At 35.6% G+C, this 22,228-nt stretch carries 26 protein-coding genes; 15 read left to right on the top strand and 11 right to left on the bottom strand.

Annotation, left to right across the window (positions count from 1 at the left end; translation table 11 throughout):
* Positions 1–49: 49 nt before the first annotated feature.
* Positions 50–595 carry a hypothetical protein gene (locus ABX784_RS01805; protein ID WP_372651870.1) on the top strand — a complete coding sequence of 182 codons (546 nt, stop codon included), beginning with the start codon at positions 50–52 and terminating at the stop codon, positions 593–595.
* Between the two features lies 1 nt (position 596).
* Here ABX784_RS01805 and ABX784_RS01800 read toward each other — a convergent pair whose 3' ends face one another.
* The gene (locus tag ABX784_RS01800) at positions 597–896 is read right to left on the bottom strand and encodes a hypothetical protein (RefSeq protein ID WP_372651868.1); all 300 of its coding nucleotides are present in this window, start codon (positions 894–896) and stop codon (positions 597–599) included.
* A 75-nt stretch (positions 897–971) separates the two neighbouring features.
* Here ABX784_RS01800 and ABX784_RS01795 point away from each other — a divergent pair, with 75 nt between their 5' ends.
* The 6 genes from ABX784_RS01795 to udk all read left to right on the top strand — a co-directional run bounded on the left by ABX784_RS01795 (position 972) and on the right by udk (position 6,775).
* The gene (locus ABX784_RS01795) at positions 972–1,313 is read left to right on the top strand and encodes a hypothetical protein (RefSeq protein ID WP_372651866.1); all 342 of its coding nucleotides are present in this window, start codon (positions 972–974) and stop codon (positions 1,311–1,313) included.
* A gap of 232 nt (positions 1,314–1,545) precedes the next feature.
* On the top strand, positions 1,546–3,024 hold the full coding sequence (locus ABX784_RS01790) for an aldehyde dehydrogenase family protein (protein ID WP_372651864.1): 1,479 nt from the start codon (positions 1,546–1,548) through the stop codon (positions 3,022–3,024).
* Between the two features lie 22 nt (positions 3,025–3,046).
* Entirely contained in the window at positions 3,047–4,309 is a 1,263-nt protein-coding gene (locus ABX784_RS01785) for a GTP cyclohydrolase II (protein WP_372651862.1), read from the top strand.
* Between the two features lie 13 nt (positions 4,310–4,322).
* Positions 4,323–5,522 (top strand): URC4/urg3 family protein, encoded by a 1,200-nt coding sequence (locus ABX784_RS01780; protein WP_372651860.1) that lies wholly within the window; start codon positions 4,323–4,325, stop codon positions 5,520–5,522.
* Positions 5,523–5,534: 12 nt separating this feature from the next.
* The gene (gene upp / locus ABX784_RS01775) at positions 5,535–6,164 is read left to right on the top strand and encodes a uracil phosphoribosyltransferase (RefSeq protein ID WP_372651858.1); all 630 of its coding nucleotides are present in this window, start codon (positions 5,535–5,537) and stop codon (positions 6,162–6,164) included.
* 8 nt (positions 6,165–6,172) lie between these two features.
* Positions 6,173–6,775: a uridine kinase gene (gene udk / locus ABX784_RS01770; protein ID WP_372651856.1), complete on the top strand. Its 603-nt coding sequence runs from the start codon at positions 6,173–6,175 to the stop codon at positions 6,773–6,775.
* On the opposite strand, the gene ABX784_RS01765 is transcribed toward udk, so the two are convergent.
* Genes ABX784_RS01765 through coaBC form a run of 4 tightly spaced genes read right to left on the bottom strand, consistent with a single transcriptional unit; the run spans position 6,765 to position 10,675 of the window.
* Positions 6,765–7,244, bottom strand: coding sequence for an FAD-binding oxidoreductase (locus tag ABX784_RS01765; RefSeq protein ID WP_372651854.1), 480 nt, complete (start codon positions 7,242–7,244; stop codon positions 6,765–6,767). The two genes, udk and ABX784_RS01765, sit on opposite strands and share 11 nt — an antisense overlap.
* A 20-nt stretch (positions 7,245–7,264) precedes the next feature.
* Positions 7,265–8,593, bottom strand: a complete 1,329-nt coding sequence (hflX, locus tag ABX784_RS01760) for a GTPase HflX (protein ID WP_372651852.1) — start codon at positions 8,591–8,593, stop codon at positions 7,265–7,267.
* A complete protein-coding gene (gene panC / locus ABX784_RS01755) occupies positions 8,583–9,446 on the bottom strand; it encodes a pantoate--beta-alanine ligase (RefSeq protein ID WP_372651850.1) in 864 nt (287 codons plus the stop codon). Before panC ends, hflX begins: the two co-directional genes overlap by 11 nt.
* On the bottom strand, positions 9,443–10,675 hold the full coding sequence (gene coaBC / locus ABX784_RS01750; RefSeq protein ID WP_372651848.1) for a bifunctional phosphopantothenoylcysteine decarboxylase/phosphopantothenate--cysteine ligase CoaBC: 1,233 nt from the start codon (positions 10,673–10,675) through the stop codon (positions 9,443–9,445). The genes panC and coaBC overlap by 4 nt, the downstream gene beginning before the upstream one ends.
* 150 nt (positions 10,676–10,825) lie before the next feature.
* Here coaBC and ABX784_RS01745 point away from each other — a divergent pair, with 150 nt between their 5' ends.
* The gene (locus ABX784_RS01745; protein ID WP_372651846.1) at positions 10,826–11,050 is read left to right on the top strand and encodes a hypothetical protein; all 225 of its coding nucleotides are present in this window, start codon (positions 10,826–10,828) and stop codon (positions 11,048–11,050) included.
* A 2-nt stretch (positions 11,051–11,052) separates the two neighbouring features.
* Positions 11,053–11,892 (top strand): hypothetical protein, encoded by an 840-nt coding sequence (locus ABX784_RS01740; RefSeq protein WP_372651844.1) that lies wholly within the window; start codon positions 11,053–11,055, stop codon positions 11,890–11,892.
* Here ABX784_RS01740 and ABX784_RS01735 read toward each other — a convergent pair.
* Genes ABX784_RS01735 through ABX784_RS01720 form a run of 4 tightly spaced genes read right to left on the bottom strand, consistent with a single transcriptional unit; the run spans position 11,889 to position 15,156 of the window.
* On the bottom strand, positions 11,889–12,713 hold the full coding sequence (locus tag ABX784_RS01735) for a class I SAM-dependent methyltransferase (protein ID WP_372651842.1): 825 nt from the start codon (positions 12,711–12,713) through the stop codon (positions 11,889–11,891). The genes ABX784_RS01740 and ABX784_RS01735 overlap by 4 nt on opposite strands.
* 2 nt (positions 12,714–12,715) lie before the next feature.
* A complete protein-coding gene (locus ABX784_RS01730) occupies positions 12,716–13,423 on the bottom strand; it encodes a type III pantothenate kinase (RefSeq protein WP_372651840.1) in 708 nt (235 codons plus the stop codon).
* On the bottom strand, positions 13,401–14,183 hold the full coding sequence (gene panB, locus ABX784_RS01725) for a 3-methyl-2-oxobutanoate hydroxymethyltransferase (RefSeq protein ID WP_372651895.1): 783 nt from the start codon (positions 14,181–14,183) through the stop codon (positions 13,401–13,403). The genes ABX784_RS01730 and panB overlap by 23 nt, the downstream gene beginning before the upstream one ends.
* A gap of 31 nt (positions 14,184–14,214) precedes the next feature.
* Positions 14,215–15,156 (bottom strand): hypothetical protein, encoded by a 942-nt coding sequence (locus ABX784_RS01720; RefSeq protein WP_372651838.1) that lies wholly within the window; start codon positions 15,154–15,156, stop codon positions 14,215–14,217.
* A gap of 70 nt (positions 15,157–15,226) precedes the next feature.
* On the opposite strand from ABX784_RS01720, the gene ABX784_RS01715 reads away from it, so the two are divergent.
* The 5 genes from ABX784_RS01715 to ABX784_RS01695 all read left to right on the top strand — a co-directional run bounded on the left by ABX784_RS01715 (position 15,227) and on the right by ABX784_RS01695 (position 18,929).
* Entirely contained in the window at positions 15,227–16,027 is an 801-nt protein-coding gene (locus tag ABX784_RS01715; RefSeq protein ID WP_372651836.1) for an aminotransferase class IV, read from the top strand.
* Positions 16,014–16,250, top strand: a complete 237-nt coding sequence (locus ABX784_RS01710; protein ID WP_372651834.1) for a DNA gyrase inhibitor YacG — start codon at positions 16,014–16,016, stop codon at positions 16,248–16,250. The genes ABX784_RS01715 and ABX784_RS01710 overlap by 14 nt, the downstream gene beginning before the upstream one ends.
* Positions 16,240–17,094, top strand: a complete 855-nt coding sequence (locus ABX784_RS01705; RefSeq protein ID WP_372651832.1) for an inositol monophosphatase — start codon at positions 16,240–16,242, stop codon at positions 17,092–17,094. The genes ABX784_RS01710 and ABX784_RS01705 overlap by 11 nt, the downstream gene beginning before the upstream one ends.
* Positions 17,095–17,180: 86 nt before the next feature.
* Positions 17,181–18,134: a hypothetical protein gene (locus ABX784_RS01700; RefSeq protein ID WP_372651830.1), complete on the top strand. Its 954-nt coding sequence runs from the start codon at positions 17,181–17,183 to the stop codon at positions 18,132–18,134.
* Between the two features lie 18 nt (positions 18,135–18,152).
* Positions 18,153–18,929 carry a HEAT repeat domain-containing protein gene (locus ABX784_RS01695; protein ID WP_372651828.1) on the top strand — a complete coding sequence of 259 codons (777 nt, stop codon included), beginning with the start codon at positions 18,153–18,155 and terminating at the stop codon, positions 18,927–18,929.
* Here ABX784_RS01695 and ABX784_RS01690 read toward each other — a convergent pair whose 3' ends face one another.
* On the bottom strand, positions 18,930–19,427 hold the full coding sequence (locus ABX784_RS01690; RefSeq protein WP_372651826.1) for a hypothetical protein: 498 nt from the start codon (positions 19,425–19,427) through the stop codon (positions 18,930–18,932). It lies immediately after the preceding gene.
* Between the two features lie 123 nt (positions 19,428–19,550).
* Here ABX784_RS01690 and ABX784_RS01685 point away from each other — a divergent pair, with 123 nt between their 5' ends.
* Positions 19,551–20,534 carry an SIS domain-containing protein gene (locus ABX784_RS01685; RefSeq protein WP_372651824.1) on the top strand — a complete coding sequence of 328 codons (984 nt, stop codon included), beginning with the start codon at positions 19,551–19,553 and terminating at the stop codon, positions 20,532–20,534.
* Here ABX784_RS01685 and lnt read toward each other — a convergent pair.
* A complete protein-coding gene (gene lnt, locus ABX784_RS01680) occupies positions 20,518–22,143 on the bottom strand; it encodes an apolipoprotein N-acyltransferase (protein ID WP_372651822.1) in 1,626 nt (541 codons plus the stop codon). The genes ABX784_RS01685 and lnt overlap by 17 nt on opposite strands.
* Between the last annotated feature and the right edge of the window lie 85 nt (positions 22,144–22,228).

The raw sequence follows: 22,228 nt of genomic DNA, 5'->3' as shown, positions 1-22,228 counted from the left end.
CCTATCTTTGGATAGGCCTTTATTTTTTTGAACACACTAAAGGTATGAAATGAATTATATCTATCATTTAGTTCCAGAGCCTTTTCTAGGCAAGAAGTTAATTCCCTTAAATGAAATGAATCCTGAAGGTGAACTCTATCTCTCACATTCAAAGAAGTATAAAGGTAGAGAGTCTCTAGTAAGTGAGATGATTCCTATTCTTAATTGTAAGTGGAATGACGTCGTTCAGTTTTCGGCATTAAACCCTCAGTATATAATTAATGAACTACGAAAAATTCAACCAAGATTTAAAATACATAGGATGAAATGCTTTAAAGTTTCAGTAGAAGAAGTTGAAAGTGTTTATGAAGGTGTGGTTTTTAATAGATCAAAAAGTAGAGAGAAAGGAGACTTCTCTATATCTTTGAATGAAGTTCAATTGCTTCATTCTAAAAACTATAAAGAAATACATTCTGTTCCTAAAGAGACCCTTGAATATTGGAACAAGATAAAAGAAACTGGAGAGGGAAAGTATCTATGGTTTCCCTATGTCCCTCATATCTTCTTAAAGGGAGCGGTAGATACATCGAATTTTGAAATTATAGACTTAAGTTAAATTACTGCTTAGGAAGATTCGGATCTTCTGGCATACAAACAACACAGCCCATTTCATCAGTATGAATGTGGCTAGCAATCTCTTCATCAACTTCACTTCTTAGTGTTGAAAGATCTGACTCATCAGCACCTAGGCTTACGGCAAGAGTTTCAGAGAGAGAGGGTGCATGGATTTTGATATCTATTCCCATTTCTTCCATTTTTCTAGCATAATCAAAAGCCTTCTCATGATCTTCAAAGTCGCATTCAAAAAGAACTTCTAATGAATTGGCCTCGATGACTTTGATTTTACTTTTTGACATATTTTGCTTTCCCTCTAGAATTTGGTTTGTTAAAAACCTTGTATAACACTCTAACATGCTAGGGATTTCATAGAAATGAAAAAGCTATATTATATTGAAGAAGAGACCTTCCTTAGGGATTTACTAGAAGCCCTGTGTCGCGCGAATGAAGAGCTTGAGGCCTTCACGACTGAAGATGGGAGTGATAATTTATATTTTTTCAATGACTTAAAGCCAGATTTCATTCTTGTAGATTGGAAAACTGTAGAAAGTTATCAAGAAAAGCTACTGACTGATTTACAAGAAGTGTCGCAGATTCCTGTTGGTGTAACTAAGCTTCCTGAGCAAAACTTGCCACAAGAATGGATGAATAGAGCAGTGCTCATTTTAGATAAGCCTATTGAAGCGAAATCTATTCTTAAAAAGATCTTTTCCTAAGTCCATTATTCGTTAATAATGGATTCATGGATAAAGAATTAATCACCATTATTAGCTCATTAGTTATTATTTTGCTCATTGTCGCACTTACTATCTACTTTAGAAGTGGTCTTTTTTAGGTCTAACTAATACCTTTCTTTAATTTCAACACTTTGATGCGTCTCGTATTCAAGCTCTGTATATTTGTCCTATAATAAGCGGCTATTTATTTTATTTATAATACGGAGTCATAATGAGTTTAATTGAAATACCTAAAGAGGTAATAGAAGCCCCAAACTTTATTGGGGGAGAATGGATCAAAGGCGATGGTGCTACTATTGATATTTATTCACCGTACACAGGGTCTATTGTAGGGCGAGCTAATGAATCCACAAAATCTCAAATTGATACTGCGATTTTAAAAGCGAAGGAAGCACAAGTCGCTTGGGGAAAAACTCCAATTAAAGATAGAACTAAAGTGATGTTTAACTTTAGAGAGATCCTTCTTAGAGATATTGATAAAATCGCTCACATTGTTTCACTAGAAAATGGAAAGATAATCCCAGAGTCTAAGGCCGGGATTATGAAAGGAATAGAAGTTCTAGAATATGCAATCAGCCTTCAAAACTTAGATGCTGGTGCTAAGATGGAAGTTTCAAGAGGTGTATCTTGTGAATATAGAAGAGAAGCACTAGGTGTTGTTGCCTCTATCACACCATTTAACTTTCCTGCCATGGTTCCTATGTGGACAATTCCTATTGCTATCACTTTAGGAAACTCATATGTATGGAAGCCTTCAGAAAAAACTCCTTTAACTGCAACTTTAATAGGGAAATCTCTAGCTGAAGCAGGATTACCTGCTGGGGTATTAACAATCCTTAATGGAACTGCTGACTGTGTGAATGCAATTATTGACCACAAAGATGTTAAGGCAGTTGGTTTTGTTGGATCATCTAAAATAGCTAAGCTTGTGTACGCAAGATCAACAACACAAGGAAAGAGAGCTCTTTGTCTTGGTGGAGCAAAGAACCATATTATCCTTCTACCTGATGCTGATCCAGAAATGGCAGGAGTAGGTATTGCTGACTCATTCACAGGTTGCGCCGGACAAAGATGTATGGCCGCATCTGTTTTACTTGCTGTTGGTAATGTTGATAAGCAAATTGAAAGTATTATTGAAAGAGCTAAAATTACAACTCTAGGCGATAAGATGGGGGCCATCATTACTAAAGAACAAGTAGAGTTCTTAAATTCTGCAATTGATAAGGCCGAAAAAGATGGAGCAAAAATTCTATTAGATGGAAGAAATGCAAAGAAGCCTGAAGGACTTGGTGAAGGTTTTTGGTTAGGACCAACTGTTCTTGATGGTGTTAGTGAAGATTCAGAGGCCTCTAAATTAGAGCTGTTTGGACCAATCATGAGTATCATTAGATGCGAAAATATTACTGAAGCTTTAAAGATTGAAAACGCAAATGACTATGGGAATGCTGCCAGTGTTTTCACTAATAGCGGATCTCTAGCTGAGATTGTAGCTAAGAATGCAAGTGCAGGAATGGTTGGAATTAATATTGGTGTACCTGTTCCAAGAGAACCATTTAGCTTTGGTGGAATCAATGAATCGAAGTTTGGTCATGGAGATATTACTGGTGAAAACAGTTTAAACTTCTGGTCACATAATAAGAAAGTCACAACAAAGTGGCAGATGCAAAATGATCATAACTGGATGAGCTAAGTCTCATCCATAGGAGAAATATATGAAAAACGATAAGTTTGAAAGACCAAGTCATGTGGTATTAACTTCTCATAGTAATCAAATTTTTAAAGAATCTCTTCCTGTTAATTGGGGAGCAAATAACCCAAAGGAGAGAGGACCAATAATTGCAACAATCTCTGAGATGGAAAATAGAAATGCAATTGGTACTCACAGTGGTTCTTATACTGTTTATAGAGCTCTTTCTATTGCTAATGGAGACTATCCTAGAGAGCATAGACCTGAGCTAGAAAATACTTTCTCCCCAGTTGTGATAAAGCCTCAAGAGTCATGGTTTGATCCAGAAAAAATAGTGTCGATTGACCCATGGGGTGGACATGTTCAAGAGCTTTATGGTGACTATATTAAGGAAGGCTATAATATTAAGCCAACGATTGCTGTAACTCAGGCAAGACTTCATATTCCTGAAATTTTTGAGGCGATTGATAAAGGAAGGCTTGAAATTGACGGCGATATCATTGCTAAAGATAAGTCTGTAAAGGTTACGAAGGTTGCCTTTGAGCCAGTATGGTACCTTCCTGGAATTGCTAAGAGATTAGGAATTAATGAAGGTGAACTAAGAAAAATTCTATTTAATGAAACTGGAGGAATGTTTCCAGAGCTTGTAACTAGACCAGACTTAAAAGTTTTACTTCCACCAATTGGCTCAACTACTGCTTATATATTTGGTGATGTTGATAAACTTTCAAACCCAGAAGTTGAACTAAGTTGTAGAGTTCATGATGAGTGTAATGGATCAGATGTATTTGGTTCTGATATTTGTACTTGTAGACCTTATTTAACGTATGGAATTGAACACGCTACAAAAACTGCTCAAAAGGGTGGAGTTGGACTTATTGTTTATTATAGAAAAGAGGGAAGGGCACTAGGAGAAGTGACAAAGTTCTTAGTCTATAATGCTCGTAAGAGACAAGAGGGCGGAGACTCTGCAAGTAATTACTTCAAGAGAACGGAGTGTGTTGCAGGTGTTGAAGATGCAAGATTTCAAGAATTCATGCCTGACGTACTTCAGTACTTTGGAGTAAAGAGAATTCATAATCTTCATTCAATGAGTAATATGAAATACGATGCTATCGCAAAGAGTGGTATCGAAGTAATTAATAGAATTTCTATTCCTGATGAATTAATTCCAGCGGACGCTCAAGTTGAGATGGAAGCTAAGAAAGCTGCTGGGTATTTCACTGATGGTGAAGTTAAGAGCACAGATGATCTTGGTAAAGTTGTTGGTAGAAATTTAGAAGAGTAATAAAGGTATTAAAATGAATAAAGATATAGATTATATTTTAAGTGCTCAAGCAGTTAGAGAGAAAACAGCAAAGCTATTTGATCTAACAGTTGCAGGTAAAACAAACTTTGAATATCACGAAAGTAAATTAGAGGATGTTTCAAAGATTGTTTTAGAAGTTATTAGAGAAAATTATCCAGATTTAAAAATTCCTTTCCATTCAAGATGGGGACACTTTCAGGTGGGAGATGTCGATAGGAATTCAAAGCTCAATAAAGATTTAGAATCTTTAGATGCGATGGAAAAAGCTAGAACAAAACTAGACTTAGTTATCACTTCTGTTCTTTTAGATGCAGGGGCTGGACCAAACTGGAGCTTTGAAGAAGAGGGAAAAACCTTCAATAGAAGTGAAGGCCTAGGCGTTGCTAGCTGGCATATGTTTATGAATGGAGCCTTTTCTACAGATAACTCTAAGAGAGCTGATGCAACAAAATTGATGAGTATCTCTGGAAGTGATATTGAGAAATCTTTCCAAGTTTCTTCTTCTAATCCATTAGTTGGAGTTGAGGGAAGGGCCGGACTACTTGCGAGCTTAGGAAAGTGTATTAATTCTAAAGCAGATGTATTTGTAGGTGGAAGACCTGGAAATATTTTAGATTATATGAAGAATAAGCATGGAATGGAGTTTGCTGCTACTGACCTTTTAAAAGCAGTACTTACTCACTTTGGAGACATCTGGCCTTCTAGAATAAAGGTTGATGGAGTTTCTCTAGGAGATGTTTGGAGCCATCCTGCACTTGGTGAAAAAGATGATTTAAACTCTCTTGTACCATTTCATAAGTTATCTCAGTGGCTAACATACTCACTCATTGAGCCATTTGTAGAAGCTGGTTTCACAGTTCACTCTGTAAATAATATGACGGGACTAGCTGAATACCGCAATGGTGGTCTTCTAATAGATTCAGGTTTAATTACTTTAAGAGATCCAAAAATGATGGATGTTGCTCACAAGCCAGACAGTGAAATTATCATTGAGTGGAGAGCTCTAACGGTTAGTCTTCTAGACAAAATCGCAGATATTGTTAGAAAAGAATTAAACTTCTCCGAAGAAGAGTTTCCATTGGCCAAAGTATTAGAAGGTGGAACTTGGTGGGCAGGAAGAAAACTAGCTAAAGAAAAGAGAGTAGATCTATCTCCTCCTCTTAAACTAGATAGTGATGGAACAGTATTTTAAATTGGAGAGAATATGAAAAATAACTTACATGAAATAAATCACCCAGTACTTCAACATAAGCTCTCTTTATTAAGAGACAAGAATACTAACTCTAGAGCATTTAGAGATATTATGAATGAAATTGGTCGCTTCCTTGCTTATGAAGCAACCAGAGATATGAAAACAACAAAAGTTGATATTGAAACTCCTATTATGGGAGCATCTGTTCCAATTATTGAGAATTACCCAATGGTTGTCTCTGTTCTTAGGGCCGGAAATGGATTACTTGATGGTGTTTTAGATACCCTACCATTTTCTGCTGTAGGTTTTGTTGGAATGTACCGAGATAAGTTTATTAACAACACTGTTGAATATTATTTTAAGCTTCCTGAGAAGTGTGAGGGGAAAGATGTACTACTCTTAGACCCAATGCTTGCAACAGGTGACACAGCTATCTCTGCTCTTGATAGACTTAAGCAGTACAATGTTGGAAAGATCACTATGCTGACAGTACTTATTAGCCCTGAGGGACTAGAGAGAATTAATCACTTTCACCCAGATGTTGAAGTATATACAGTTAGTAAAGAAGATGGACTAAATGAAAAAGGATACTTGCTACCTGGACTAGGTGATGCAGGAGACAGACTATATAATACAAAATAGGGATAGCTATGGAAGTGACAATAGTTGGTGTTGCCGGAGGAAGTGGGTCTGGTAAGACAACATTCGCAAGAAGATTAAGAGAAAAGCTTGGTGAGAGTGAGTGTTGCGTCCTAGGGCAAGATAGCTATTACTTCGATCAGTCTAAGAGGTTTGATCACGATGGAGGGGCGGTTAATTTTGATCACCCAGACTCAATTGATTTTAATCTCTTGGCCAAGCATATCGCTGAATTAAAAAAAGGTAACTCTGTTAATGTTCCTATCTATGACTTTGCAACTCACTCAAGAAGCTCTGAAGGGGATACTCTAAGCCCTAGAAGATTGATATTTGTTGATGGAATACTCATTTTTTCTCAACCACAGGTTGTTGAAGAGTTAGACTATAAAATCTATATGGATTGTCCAGAGGACCTAAGGTTTGAAAGGCGCCTGTATAGAGATGTTCATGAAAGAGGAAGAACAAAAGAAGGTGTGAGAAACCAGTTTTATAAACAGGTAAAGCCAATGCACGATCTCTTTGTTGAGCCCTCTAAAGATGTTGCATGCGATATCATAAATGTTGAAAATTTTGATGATAGAGTTAAGCAATGGCATAAAAAACTTATTTTTTAATATAGTTCCACATTGATTCTCCCTCTCTTGGGAGAAGCTTTGTGGCATACTTCTTCTCTTTTTCAGTTAACTCTAAATATCCTCTGTCGTAATTCCAGCCATAGCCCCAGCGGTAGTCTGTTTTATAGTCTGGAATTCCTCCTACTGAGACTCCTAGATACATAAGAATTCCCATGGGAGCAGAAAAGTTTTTCTCAACACATGATTTAAGCTGGTTGTCGGCGCTAAGTTTCTCTTCCTTAGTTCCACCCATCCAATAGGCCTTATCGTGATTAAAGCAGCATATAAGCCAGGCATTTGGTCTCTCTCTAGTTCCATCAGGCCACTTAGAGCAACCATCAGAAGTAAATGAATTTAACTGCTTTGATAAAGGACGTTGTAGTTCTTTTTTAATATCATTTCTAGAAGTAGGGAGAATTGCACATGCTGATACAAGTATTAGTAGTATAAGAGTTCTAAACTTAGGCATGATTAAAGTCCCTTTTTTAATTACTCGTAAATAAACTCTTCATTAAGAGGATCATCTGGCGCAAGGATATACTTATTTAAATCCAGCGGACTGAAAATAAATTTAGGAACTCTTACTCTATAAAAAATTCCTCTCTCATGTGTATGAGTCGCCAATACGTTTGTTTTAGATACAACTTTTGAGTGAGCATCTCCAGCTTCATAGGGAACAAAGAGATCGTAGTGATCTTGTTTATCTAAGAAATAGTTAATAATACTCGACTTAAGATTAGTCATATCTTCTTTGTCATATGTTGAAACAAGATGACTATTTGGAGTCGTTCTAAGAATAATTTTTTGCCCAATAGGATCTGGGTGAAGGTCTTTCTTATTGAAGACTATCATTTGGTCCTTATCTGTAACTCCAAGCTCTCCTAGAACGGTCTGTGTAACCTCTAAGTGCTTCTTGTAATTTGGATCTGATATATCACAAAGAATAATTAGTAGATCGGCCTCTATGGCCGATTCTAACGTTGTCTTAAAACCATCGATTAGCGTATTGGGTAAGTTTGAAATAAAACCAACTGTATCAATTAGAATCATAGGTGGCTTTGTATCAGGGTTTAGCATCCTGTAAGTAGAGTCCAGTGTTGCAAAGAGTTTGTTTTCCTCTAAGACTTCAACACCACATAGTCTGTTCATTACAGAAGACTTCCCAGCGTTTGTATAGCCAACAAGTGCCGCTGTGACGGCCTTATTCTTTCTTTTCTTTTTCTGTTGTTCTCTCGACTTTCTAACTTCTTCTAGTTCTTTTTTAAAGAACTCTATTCTCTCTCTTACAATCCTTCTATCGAGCTCAATCTGTTGCTCTCCTTCACCACCACGTACACCAATACCACCCTTCTGTCTTGAAAGGTGAGTCCAAAAACCTGAAAGTCTTGGAAGTAGGTACTGAAGTCTTGAGATCTCAATTTGAATTTTTGCTTCTTTTGTTCTTGCGTGTTGAGAGAAGATCTCAAGAATAACATGGCATCTATCAACAACTGAGAGGCCTGTTAGATTTTTTATATTTCTAATTTGAGAAGATGTTAATTCGCAATCAAATACTAGAAGTGAAGAACCTTCTTCTTTAGCAGCGTCAGCAATTTCTTTAATTTTTCCGGAACCAAGAATGGTGGCCGGATCAACTGACTTTCTATTTTGAACATACTCATCACCATTTTCAATACCAAGAGTGTTTAATAGTTCTCTTAACTCATTGAGTGATCTCGCCGTATCTTTCTCTGTACTGTGTTCTTCAAATTTTGGACAAACAAGAGAGACAAGAGAAGCTCTGGCATCTTTTGAAATATGGAATTCATTATCTAGCATATTGTATCTTTGTTACTTGGTTATCAATTAGTCTTGTGCTTCCAATCTTTAGAGCACCTAAGATAACTGCTGAGTTCGTTTTTGGAGTTATTTCCTGTAAGTTTTCACTATCTAGTATTTCAAGATACTCCCACCTGGAGTCCTTGATAATAGGCTCTAGTAGAGAGTTTAAATCTATACTAGCGTCTAAGTATGTTTGATTGGTTAATATATCAGAAATTTTATTTAATGTTTGATTTAATTCAAGAGCTTCTAATATTTGTTGATCGCTTAAGTATTGGTTGCGACTTGATTTTGCAAGTCCTGACTCCTCTCTTACAATAGGCATTGTTTTTACCTCTACCGGTAAGTCTAGGTCATTGACCATCTTTTTAATAACTAATTGTTGTTGAAAGTCTTTTTGTCCAAAGTAAGCAGTTTTAGGTGCCGCTATTTTAAATAGCTGATAAACAACAGTTGTCACTCCATCAAAGTGACCGGGTCTAGATGCTCCACAAAGATTTTCAGTGAGACCTTTTATAGATATGGTCGTGCTAAAGTTGTCTGGATAAATTTCTTTTGGATCACTCGGAGAGAGAATCAATATATCTCTATCTATTGAAAGAGATTCAATCTTTTGAATATCTTGCTCTAAAGTTCTAGGGTATTTGTCAAAGTCTTCATTTGGCCCAAACTGTAGGGGATTTACAAATATTGTGACAATTGTAACTTCATTTTCTAAGGCAGACTGTGAGATTAAACTTAAGTGACCACTATGAAGATTTCCCATCGTTGGTACTAACCCAATACTTTTACTAGTAAGTGATTTTCTATATTCTTTAAATTCATTTACCTTATTAAATAATTTGATCATAGAAATTCCTGCAGAACTTTCATTGAAAGTTCCTTCTTAGTCAGCTCTCCATTGAAGAAAATCTGACCATCTCTTAGTAAGCTATATGTTGCTTGGTCGGTAGCAAAGCCTTGAGTAATCTTGTCATTATTTGTTAGACCACTAGAGACATGTGTTCCTATTAGAAGGTCTACTTTCTTTCGGTTCCACTTCTCTAAAAGAACACTCTCTGTCAGGTTCGTTTCAGCTGCAAAACCAATAACTTTTAATTTTGCTGTTTTGTTCTCTAGAACACTTTTTAAAACATCAGGAGCTGTTGAAATTTCTAAACTATTATTTAGTTGATTCTTTTTTAGTTTAGAATCTCCCTGAATGAATTCAATATCTGAAATAGCTGCTGCAGAGATATATGCATCAGCATCTTTTACAGACTCTGTAGCCGCCTCAAGCATATCCCTTGTAGAAACTACTCTTATTAAATTAAATGCAGGATGTGAGATAAGTAGGTCTAGTTTCTCAGTAGCATTCTTTCCAGCAATAACCGTGACTTTAAATCCACTTGCGAGCAGATTTTTTGCCATTTCAAATCCAGTCTTTCCACTAGAGGCATTTGTTAAATATCTAACAGGATCTATACTCGCAATGGTAGCTCCTGTTGTGATCACTATCTTCTTTTCTTTACCATTAAAGTCTAATGTATCAATAAGCTCACTTATGACTTCAATAGAGGCTAGCTTTCCAGCACCAATATCACCACAGGCAAGCTCTCCTTCTTTGGTTGGAGATACAAAGACCTGTGGAAGAGTTTTAATCTTTTCTACTAAATCTAAATTCTCTTTTACAAATGGATGGGTGAGCATCTTTGTATTCATGGCCGGAAATAATAATATTTGCTTTGACTGATCTATCGCTAAAAAGATTGAAGAAAGTAAGTCATTAGCTGCGCCATGAGCAAATGTAGAAAGGGTATTTGCTGAAAGTGGTGCAACAACCAACTTGTCTGCCCACTTCGCTAATTCAATATGAAGGACTGTCGAATCTCTTTGCTCAGTTCCTGGGTAGTTAAAATCATCTAATGAAGAGAAAACTTCTTTAACCCCAAGGTACTTATAAACCTGAGGACGCACGAATTCCTCTGCTCCTCTTGTTAGAACAACTTTTACTTCATGGCCGTTATTAACTAAAAGCCTGGCTAAATCAAATGTTTTATAGGCCGAAATAGACCCACAAACACCTAGTAGAACTTTCATATCTCTCCAGTATGAGGTTTATAGACCGGGTGAGTTAGATTGAATAGACGCCAGGTGTTGTTTTTTATGTAATTTAAGTAGGTTAGGTGAATGATTCTGACAATTTTTCTCTATAGTGATATAATGTCGTTCAATTAAAAGGAGTATTATATGAATTTCGGAAAATTTACTGTGGTAAGTGATAGAAATGTTCAAGCGCTTGAAGAAACACATGAAGAAATGATCTTTAATTTAGACCATATTGTATCTGTAAAACCTATTAAGATCCCAATGGCCGAGAAGGTTATTGATGGTTTTTGGATAAGAACGACTAACGGTAAGAAGTATAGAGCTATTGCAGCACCAGATGTTATTAAAGATCTATTGCATAAGTAAAAATGCTTGGTGAAATACTTCTTGGGCTAGTTCCTATAATATTTTTGATTACTGGTTTAATCCTTTTAATTAGCGATCTTATTTATTTCCTATATGGAAAAGAGATCGTAGGGAAAGTTGTTGCCACTGAGAAGTATATTGCTAGATCTGTTCAGCGTAATAACTCTAGACAGCTAATGTTTCGAGATTTAATTGAATTTCACTTCAATGGCTCATCATATTTATTTTTCACAGCGGGAAAGAATTATATCTCACGAAGTATTGGTAGCTCTGTATTAATTTACTCTTTAAAAAATAGTTACGAATTTGTGAGACTTAAGAAGTCCTACCATCTCTTTTTAGGGATGATCTTTACTGTTGCAAGTTTAGCTATTGGATATTTTATGGTCTATAAATCTTTTGACCATATCAATTTCTTATATTCTTGTATTTTAACTATCATTGCTCTTCCTTCCTTTCATAGCTTCTTGAAGAAAAAGTCTAAGGGGAAGTTTTCAATTGATATGCTTTTCAAAACTCAGTTTGTAAAAAGAGAAGACCTTGAAGGAAGAGAAATATTTTGGAGTTCAAAAGAGCTCAATTCTGAAAAGTCTAAGAATGCCAAAGTTGGACTGTGGATCACATTTGTTTTTATTATTTTCTACTCTTTCATTTTTAAAGTCTGCTTTGATAAATTAAGACCTAATGAAATAGATATACTTAAAAACTTTTTCTTTGAATTTAAAGATTTTGATTTATTAATTGATGGGATGAAGTCGGGACCAATGATTGGTTTTGTTTTTTGCTTAGTAATGGTCCCGCTCTTATTTCATAGTGTTCTATATTCTCTTAGAAGGCTCTAATAAACCTTCGCTTTTGCTTGAATAAATGAGTAGTAAAATACAGCATTGGGATCACTCGCAACCTGTCTCATTTCCTTTTTCATTCCCTCTACCACTTCAGGAGTTACTCTTTCTGCTTTTATCAATTGGTCAGCAGCTGACAGTAGAAGCTCATGCCAAAAGTCTATATATTCTTTTCTCTGCTTTGGTCTTCTGTTATCTAAGTGCCAAGTTACAGTTTCAACATGAATATCTTTATATCCTTGTTGTAAGAGTAAGTTACCAAGCTTGGCCCCAACGAATGGGTCACCATTTGTATCATATTGGTAATCATTAAATGCCATCCAGTATTTCCAAACATTAGGAGAGTAAGGATCTAAAAGAAATGATGAGTTTAGAACTTCTGTAATATAAACAGGAGATCCTGGTCTTAGAACTCTTCTCACTTCACTTAAAACTTTTGCAGGGCTAGGAATGTGCTCTAGTACCCAACAGAGAAATGCCCCATCAAACTTTTCACCTTCAAAGCCCATGTCTGTAGCATCCATTTCCTTATAATCGTAACGACCCTCAAAGCCTCCAAGCGACTTTAAGTAATTTGCTGCCGTCTCGAGCTGCTTATCTGATCTGTCGATTCCTGTTACATTTAAATTTGGGAATCTTCTAAGAAGAATTTCAGTCTGTGCACCAACACCACTACCAACTTCTAATATATTCTTTTGTTCTGAAAAGTTGATTTCTTTATAAACAGTATACTCTGCAAACTTGGCCTGCTTTGCCAGTCTCATTTGCTCAGTATTACTAAAACCATGTAGGTATGGGAAATCTGTTTTTTCAGTCATAATTAATCCTTTAAGTTATTCTTAACTAGATATAAGTATATTTCATAAAGAGAGTAGTGGATGAGATTTTTTTCAAATTTAATCACACCTTTAAAGGTATTCTCTAAGACCTCATTAAATAAGGAACTATTTCCACCACTTAGATAGATTTCATTTATTTGATGTTCTTTTAAGAGCTTTTCAAGCCAGGCAACCTGAGAATATTTCATGGCATTTTCAATGGCCGATTTAGTTGAGCCTGGAATTTCTAAGTCTGGAATCAAAGAATTTGAATTTCCAATTTGTGGAAGTTCTGCTCCAGATGAATAAGACTTTAAAAATGTTTGAATTCCTGGAAAGATGTATCCACCTTTCATTCCATCATCTTGAATAAAGTCTACTGTTGTAAAAGTTCCTGCATCAATTAGTAGTGTAAGTCCTGGCAATTTATTCTTATAGACGTAGTATCCTTGGTGAAGTCTATCTTCACCTAGAGTCATTTCATAATGAACAGGCATCTCTAGAAATGACGTCTCTTTTCTAAATTTCTTTAGAGAAATATACTTCAGGTTTGAGATATTACTTGAAGGTCCAACACTAGAGGCTATCGAATCAATTTCTGAGTCAAACCTATATTCTTTTAACGGGCTAACAAAAGTAAGTTGCCCGTCCTTAAAGATTCCAACGTGAGGATGGCTATTGCCATTATCAATGGACTGAAGGTTGTACATTGGCTTTTGCTGTCTCTTGATTTTTATTTAGATAGTTTGTGATGAGCTCACTCTTAGTCTTAAAGAGATTCGCTATTGGTGTACAAAATTTTGGAGGTCTATTTGGACCAAGTTGAAGCAAGTCATTTAGTACTAATACTTGTCCGTCCGTTTTATTTCCAGCACCAATACCTATTGTAGGTATTGAAAGCTCATTAGTAATAAGTGTTGCAATCTCTTCTTTTACGCATTCAAGAACAACTGCAAAGACACCTGCTTTTTGAAGATTCATTGCTGCTTCTAATAGCTTCTTAGCAGAATCTTCATTCTTTCCATGAACATAGTAACCACCAAGCTCATGAACTGATTGAGGGGTAAGACCAATATGTCCCATCACTGGGATACCTATTTGAGTTAGTCTTTGAATTAATTCTAATTGATATGGGAAAGCACCTTCAAGCTTTACTGACTCTACTTGTGAGTATTGAAATAACTCTGTCGCACTTTGAATTCCTTGCTCAACTGTTGAGTAAGTACCAAAAGGTAAATCAGCAACAATGAATTTATTAGGAGCACCTCTTTTTACAGCGGCAGAAAATATTTTCATTTCCTCAAGTCTTACAGGCACAGTAGTATCATAACCAAGCATGACATTACCGAGGCTATCACCAACAAGAAGGAAATCAACTTCTGTTTCATTTAACATTTGCGCAGATTGAAAATCGTAGCAAGTTAACATTTGCAATGACTTATTTTCATTTTGAAGTTTATGATTTTTAATCTTTAAAGTAGTTAGCTTTCTCAAATTAATCCTACTTGTTTATTAGCTCAGGGGCTAACTCATTATGAGTCTCTGTAAGTTCTTCTTTTGCCCATCTCTCTAATACACTAGATCGTAATGTATTGAAATCAAGACCTTTACACTCTGTAAAAAAATCCTGATTCCAGATGTCATTTAGTAGGGAATCTAGTTTTTTATCATACTCTTCGTCAAATAATAGCTTTTGTGCCTTCTCTCCGCCGAGGAGAGCATTGGGGCTAATTAGCTTAAAGAACTCGACTGGTCCCATTTTCACCATTGCATCAGCTATGAGCTTTACCTCTAGCCAACACTCTAAGTATGCGATTTCTCGTTTGACACCTTTAGATCTAAGCTTATTATAGGCCTGGAGTGCTCCATAAGGGAGAATTGAGCAAAGTAGAGACTGCTCACTGAATAAGTCTGCATTAGTTTCTTCTAGAAAGGTCGTCTCGTATGGCCCTGCAGTTATTCCAATATCTCTTGCAATAGATATTATAAGTTCAGTGGCAGACTTAGAGTTTTCTTTTGGTATATCTTCAACTGAGTAGGCCGCACCAAGTTTTCCTTTGTTTTCATATTGAAATCTTAACTCACTGGCAATTGCCTTTGGAGCAAGAAGTAGGTGGTTAAAATTTGAAAATTTCTCTTTAAAATTAAAGGCGGTATAACTATATCCGTGTGCGTAAATGATATTTGTCCCAACTGGAAGTTTTGGATAGATCTCTTCTAGAGTTTCAAGATGAGTATGATCAGGAGTTAAAAGGACATATGTAGAAGATACTTCAGTTTCAATCTCTGAAAGTAATATCGTTTTAAAGCCTTTTTCTTTAGCTACTGAAATAGACTCTGAACTATCACGTAGAGCAATTTTAATATTTCTTCCCGAGTCTCTAAAATTGTGTGCCCACGCCTTTGCCTGAGAACCATATCCTATGATTACAATGTCATTCATTTGAAACTTTCCTTTGTGTAGTCAAATAGTTATCATTGGTGAGTCGTATTATCAATGAAGGTCTATACTTGTGAAAGCTATTATATACAATAATCACCAAACATTTCTCCCTGAAGACTGGGAAAGACTAGGGCTTAACAGAGGTCTATTCTTTGGTGAGTCTCCATTTACGACAATGAAGCTAAGTGGTGGTACTTATATTGCTTTGGAGTTTCATTTAAGGAGACTATCTCGTTCAATATACTTTCTGTGGAATGCTGATTTTAAAGAATTTGAAGAAAGTATAATGAAAGGTCTTAAAGAGCTCTACGAATCGAATGGAGATTATTATTTCAGAATTACTTTTGTAAAAACTCTTAATGAAGAAGTTGATTTCTTTATTTATAAGCTTCCCTATGAAGATAAAGAGGGGAGTATTCACCTACAAAAATCTGATGTTATTCGTGGAAAAACTAATATACCAAACTATTTAAAAATAGGAAATTACCTTGAGTACTCTTTAGAGCTTAGAGAGAAGAAGTGTACAGAGTTAGTATATTTCAACTTTGAAGGCTCTCTTTTAGAGTGTGGTACAAATAATATTTTTCTAGTTAAGAATAATCAAGTTTTAACTCCAGCACTAATTCCAGGAATTTTAGATGGTGTTACTAGACACTTATTATTGGACTTCTTAAGAATAAATAATATTCCAGTCAAGGAAGGAAATCTTACGGTTGAAGACTTAAATGAAAGTGATGAGATTTGGTTAACTAATGGACTTAAAGGTATTCGAGCTGCTGAGACATTAGAAAGTAAAAAGTTATCTAATAAATTATTAACAAGAATAAAAAAAGAATTTGATTTGTTTGTGAGAGAATATGGCGAAGCGTAAGTTAGAAGTTAAGTGTCCTAACTGTAAAAAGAAGTTTAATTATTACGATAGTGAATTTAGACCATTTTGTTGTGAACGTTGCAAAATGATCGATATGGGACATTGGTGGAATGAGAGTTATACTGTTCCTGTTAAAGGGAATGTGGATTCAGAAATGGAAGTTGATGAATTTGAAATAGATGAAAGTGATCAAGGTCTTGGGAATTTCTACGATGAAGAATAGTAAGAAAAATATTTTAGATGCTTTAAAGTTTTCTTTGGAATTATCTTATAGTGCAGGAAAGATTTTATTAAAACATCAGACAAAACTTAGTTCCTTAGAAATTACAAGTAAACAAGCTCAAGGCGTTGCCTCTACAGCAGACCTCGCTTCAGAGAAATTTATAATTAAAGAGATCTCTAAACGATATCCTACTCATGACATTTTGGCCGAGGAAAGTGCATATGTTCAATTTGGGGATGCTAAAGATGCTTATCAAGTGTTCAAAGAAAGAGAGTGGACATGGGTCATTGATCCTTTAGATGGGACAAATAACTACCTTAATGGACTAGATTACTATGCTGTTTGTATTTCTCTGCTCCACTTTGGAAAACCTGTTCTAGGTGTTGTCTATAGACCATCTAATGGAGATTGTTATTACGCTTCACTTTATGGTGAGAGTAGATTCTTAAATACTCAAAAGTCGTTAAAATCTAAAAAAATATATTCTAATACAAATAAAAAGAAGCTTAAAGAGGCCATGCTGAGTACTGGTTTCGTTACAGAGAAGGGAAGATGCTTTGATACAGAGTTTGAGCAATTTGTTCAGATAATGAAAAAGTCTCGCGGTATCAGAAGAATGGGAAGTGCTGCTCTTGATCTTTGCTTAGTTGCTAGTGGTGTATTTGATGGCTTCTGGGAAAGTGGTCTTGCCCCATGGGATATGGCCGCAGCAGGAATTATATGTGAACAGAGTGGGGTTAAGGTAACTGACTATGAAGGTCGGGCTTTTCAACCTTTTACTAATTCTATAATTGCTGCAAGAACACCCTTTTACAGAGAGCTTAAATCACAGTTTAAACGTTAGTAATTAAGGTTCACCTGTTGACAAAAATTCTCATCTCTCTATAATTTTACATAGATATAACTTATAAGTATTCCAAGGATGGAAGCGTGACAGAGACACTAAAAAGGTTCGTAAGAGAAGTAGCTCAATTTAATGATGAAACTCTTATTATAACTTTGTCTATTTTAGTATTAATATTAGTAATTCTTGTTGGCTATTGGCACTATAACAAGAAGAAGTTTCACCAATTATCTCACCAGATTCCGGCCAGTGTTTTAAAGAATTATTTGGACTCTATTATTCAAAATTCTACATCACTTAAATCGTCTCTTTTTAGAGGTGGTGGTCTTGATATTGGAGAGGGGATTCCTTCAGTAGTTTCTATAAAAGACTTACCTTCAGGAAATGTTTCTATAGGTGGAGATAGTTCTGAGGAGCTAAATCAGAAGATCGCAGAGATTGCTTCTTTAACTCAGAGACTAACTGATAAAGATAGACAGATTACAGAGCTTGATAACAAGTTAAGAGACTTACAAGCAGCATCTCTAAACTCTGACGGTGGTTCATCAGAAGAGGTTCAAATTCTTCAAGATGAGATTGAGTCACTAAGAGCACAACTTGCGGCCGCAGGAAATAATACTGGCTCAGGTGATAATGAGGCCATGGGTAGAGAGCTTGCTAGTGTAACAAAAGAAAGAGATGAGCTAAAAGAAAGGCTTATGGAATATGAGATCATTGAAGAAGATCTTGCTAACTTAAAAAGACTTCAACAAGAAAATGATCAATTGAAAAAAACAATATCAGATTTACAAGCTGATGGACCTAGTGCTCCTGCAGAACCAGTGGCTGAAGATCCAGCTGCTGTTGAAGAACCTGTCGCTGAGGCTCCAGCTGATGAAGAAGAGGATCTTGAAGCACAAATGGCCGCTGCTATTTCTGAGTCTACTCCTGCTGAAGCAGCTCCGGCCGCAGAAGCGCCAGCTGAAGATGTCCCTGAAAATGAGGGAGAGCAGAAGTCTGCCGAAGAACTATTATCTGAATTTGAAAAAATGCTAGGTTAAATCACTGTAAGGATGAATATGAAAAAAATAATTTTAATTACACTATTATCTTCTTCACTTTCATCCTTTGCAAGCGTTGACTCTAAAGCAACCAATAAAGTCATAACTGAAAGCCTACTTAAGAAATTTTCTAAGAGCACAACTAAAGAAGAGTTGATTGCGCTTAAGAAAGAGGTTCTATCTCATACAGGTAAGTCTGTTCCTGCATTAGTAAAAGTTATGAAGAATGAAAAGTATCCAGAGAAAAATAGATGGGTTGCTACATTCATGCTTGGTAAAGTAATGGGAAAGAAATCGGCTCCTTTTATTGCAAAATTTTTAAAACATCCAAGTTGGGTGATGAGAATGGCCTCCCTTAAGACGTTATTAGCACTTAAGGGGACTGAGTATAAGAGAAAGTTTAGTGATGCCTTAAAAGATAATTCATTTATTGTAAGGTCTCAGGCATTAGATAATATTTCTAAATTGAATCTTACTAGTGAAGCCCCATTTGTTTGGCAAATGCTTTATGACAAAAGAAATTATTATGCTCCTAAGAAGGGTGTATCTCCAAAGGTTGCAAACTTAAAAAGAACAAATATTATCAAGAAAGCTATTTTAACAATTGGTGATTTGAAGTTTGAAAAAGCAAAAGCTCCACTTCTTTCAATGATTCAAAAAGAAAAATATAAAGATATCTTTTCAGAAATAAATACTTCGTTAGAGAAAATTACTGGTAAGAAAGCTCCAAAAGGTAATGATCAAATTAAGACAATGTTTTGGAAGAAAGTAGCAATTGCCAATAAAACGATTTAACTAGAAGGCCTCTTCAAGTTCTTTTGACTTTCGCTCTTCTATCTTTTTTAGTTTATTATCTATTGAGATAATTCTTTCTATTCTATAGAGAAGTGACTTTTCGATTATTCCATCTGATCTAACAACTTTCCATCCTTGAAGAAAATCTTGTTCAACCATTTGTCTTTTGAAAATCGTTATCTTTGCAACTTCTCTAGAACCGCTAAAACCTTTCACGACATTAACGATTAACTTAAACTTTGCGGCCTTAACCGCGTCTCTACTACCAAATGAATCTGCAAAATTTAGTTGAAGAGTATTATCTATCCATCTAGTCTTAATAACACCTGCTTCTTGATTTTGAAGTGCTAAGTCATATTTCTGCATGATCTGAAGTACAGCTTGCCATGTTTGATTGTAGGTAGACTTAAATAGCTTAGAGGGAATCTCAAACTCTTCTGAGATCTCCTGAAACTGCTGATAACTCGAGCATCCGCTAAAATTAAGTGGTAAGGCCAATAAAAGAAGGAAACTTCCTCTTTTTATTAGATTTTTTATAAGAATAAGATAATAAAATTGTTTTAACATTGTTATAATTTTAACTCAGATCATTTATACACCCAAGAAAATATTGAGAAAGTTATGAGTAAAATTAAAATATTAAGAGATGTTCTAAATTTAGAAGCAAAATCTATCGAATTAGCTGCGAAACGCTTAAATAATGAGTCTATTTTAAAAATAGAGGCAATTTTTAATGAATTAATTCAAACTGGTGGAGACATAGTTTTTTGTGGAGTAGGAAAATCTGGCCTAATTGGAGCAAAGCTCGCATCAACTTTCACTTCTCTTGGACTAAGATCCTTTCTCCTACATCCAACTGAGGCCCTTCACGGTGATCTTGGTCGAGTTAGAGAAAATGATGTTATCGTCTTTTTATCTAAGTCAGGAACAACTGAAGAGATCTTAAAAATATTACCATTCTTAAAGAGTAAAAAATCAAATACTGTGGGACTTCTTGGTGCTGTTCGCTCTCCAATAGGGAATGAATGCGCTGTTGTCTTTGATTGTAGTGTTGAAAAAGAAGCTTGTATCAATAACCAGGCACCCACAACTAGTTCAACTGTAGCTCTTGCTATGGGAGATGCCTTAGCTGTTCTCTTTGAGCATATTGTTAACCTTTCAAAAGAGGGGTTTGCTGAGAATCATCCAGGTGGTTTTCTTGGAAAAAGCTTAAGAATGAAAGTCAGTGACTTAATGTGGAAGAGGTCAGATTGCGCTATTGTTGATTCATCTGCAACATTAAAAGATGTTATCTTGGCAATGACTAATAAGCCCTTAGGTGCATGTGCAGTCATTGATAAAGATAAATTTGTTGGACTCATTGTTGAGGGAGATATTAGACGCTGTCTCTCTACTGGAGATGGCAATCTTTCTGTGTCTGTTAAAACCTTTCTAAATGAAAAGCCATCCTTTGTTACAAGAGATACTTTAGCTTTTGATGCTTTAAGGCTGATGGAAGAGAGAGACAGTACAATTGCTGTCGTTCCTGTCCTGGATAAGAATGAGTTCTTTGGATTTTTAAGATTGCATGACCTATTAAAGGCAGGTCTTAGTCCAAGTTCCTAGTTCTTCTCCCGATAGTTAGTGAGATAATAATGAGTATCATCACAATAAAGAGTGTTGGGAAAATACCATAGTCTTGATAAATCGTTTTGGACCTATCTTTTGTTTTAAGGGTGACGTCTTGTACGGCCTCTTTAAAAACAGGTGTTCTCTCAGTTTCACTACCATCTTGGTAAATAATTGAAGTAATTCCAGTGTTAGTCATACGTACAATTGGAATATTAAACTCTAGAGCTCTCCACTTTGCTAGAAATAGATGCTGTTCAGGCTCAGAAGTTTCACCATACCAGCTGTCATTTGTTAAATTAATTAGAAAGTTTGGCTGTGTGTTAAGAGTGTTTAGATTATTTCTAATAAAGTTTGAAAAAAGTATTTCATAGCAAATGGCCGCACTAAAAGGTGTCCCTTTTTGTGTTTTAAATAACGTGAAGTTCTTTCCATTGGCAAAAAATGAAATGTTTTGAATATACTTTGCAAAATACTGATTCAAAGATCCAAAGGGAAGTCCTTCTCCAAATGGAATAAGCTTCATCTTGTGAAATTTATCTTTCAGTTTTCCATCTTTTGCAAAGTGAAAGGCGGTATTGTATTCAGTTTGAAAGTCATTTTCATTTTTATTAGATGATCTATCATATCCTCCGGTGAAGACTTCTGCATTTGTAAGTCTCGATACTTCCTTTATTAAGTCGGGAGTATACCTAGCATCTGTAGACATCTTGATTGAGTTTAAGAGCCTTGGATAAGCAGTCTCAGGCCAAATAATTAGATCTAAAGGCTCTGTACTTTCTTTAGTACTTAGCTTTAGGTAGCGCTCAAAAACTTCATTAAAAGCAAAGGGTTTACCACTCTCTGAATTTACTTTTACAAAATTTCCAATATTTGCTTGAACTAGCCTTAAATTGTGTGAGACGGAGTCAAACTCATCTGTTTTCTTTAAAGGAAGTGCAATATTTGCGAGTAGAAAAACAAAGGCAGTCACAAGAGATAGCTTTTGTAGCCTGTTGTATTTTAATTTATGAGAGATTGTAAGAGCTAGCCAGAAGTTTATAAATGAAAATATAGGGGCTCCAAAAATAGGAGCTAATCCTAAGTAAGGAGCAAGGCTAAGCCAGCTGTGACCAACATGTGCCGGGAATTGTTGAGGAGTAAACCTTTCTACTAAAGTGAGTGCTAGCGCGTAGATTAAATGTCTACTAGAAACAGAGGCAACTAGTGATGAAGACTTAATTGAAAATCTTTTATATAGGCGATGACCTAAGACAAAGATAATCAGATGAGGGCAAATAATAAGAGAGAAAAATAGGCCAAGAGTCCAATTGAATGGGAAAGGAATATCTCCAAATACTCTTAGTGTTTCAGGGATCCAATAGTATCCTAAAATATTGTAGCCAATAGAAAATGAGAGAACACTTAAGAGATCAAGCCAGATTGATCTTTCTAGCATTTCATTTTTAGTAAAAGCTAGTGAATATAAGAGGAGCGACATTCCTATAATTGTTCCAAGGGGGAACGATGGGGCAAACTCCATCGGAAATGATGTCGCGTAAAATAATCCACCAATTAATGGTATTAGGATTGTTGTGATCCCTTTGTGTGAAAACGGAGAATTCATAGTTATCTCTTTGTATTAAAATTTGTCTTGATGATACTTATCAAACAAGAAATTGCCAATTTTGAATATTTAATAGTACAATTTT

The sequence above is a fragment of the Halobacteriovorax sp. genome, assembly GCF_041587335.1.
Lineage (GTDB): Bacteria > Bdellovibrionota > Bacteriovoracia > Bacteriovoracales > Bacteriovoracaceae > Halobacteriovorax.
Note: the sequence above shows the minus strand (reverse complement) of the source record. Positions and strands in the feature narration are given on the sequence as shown.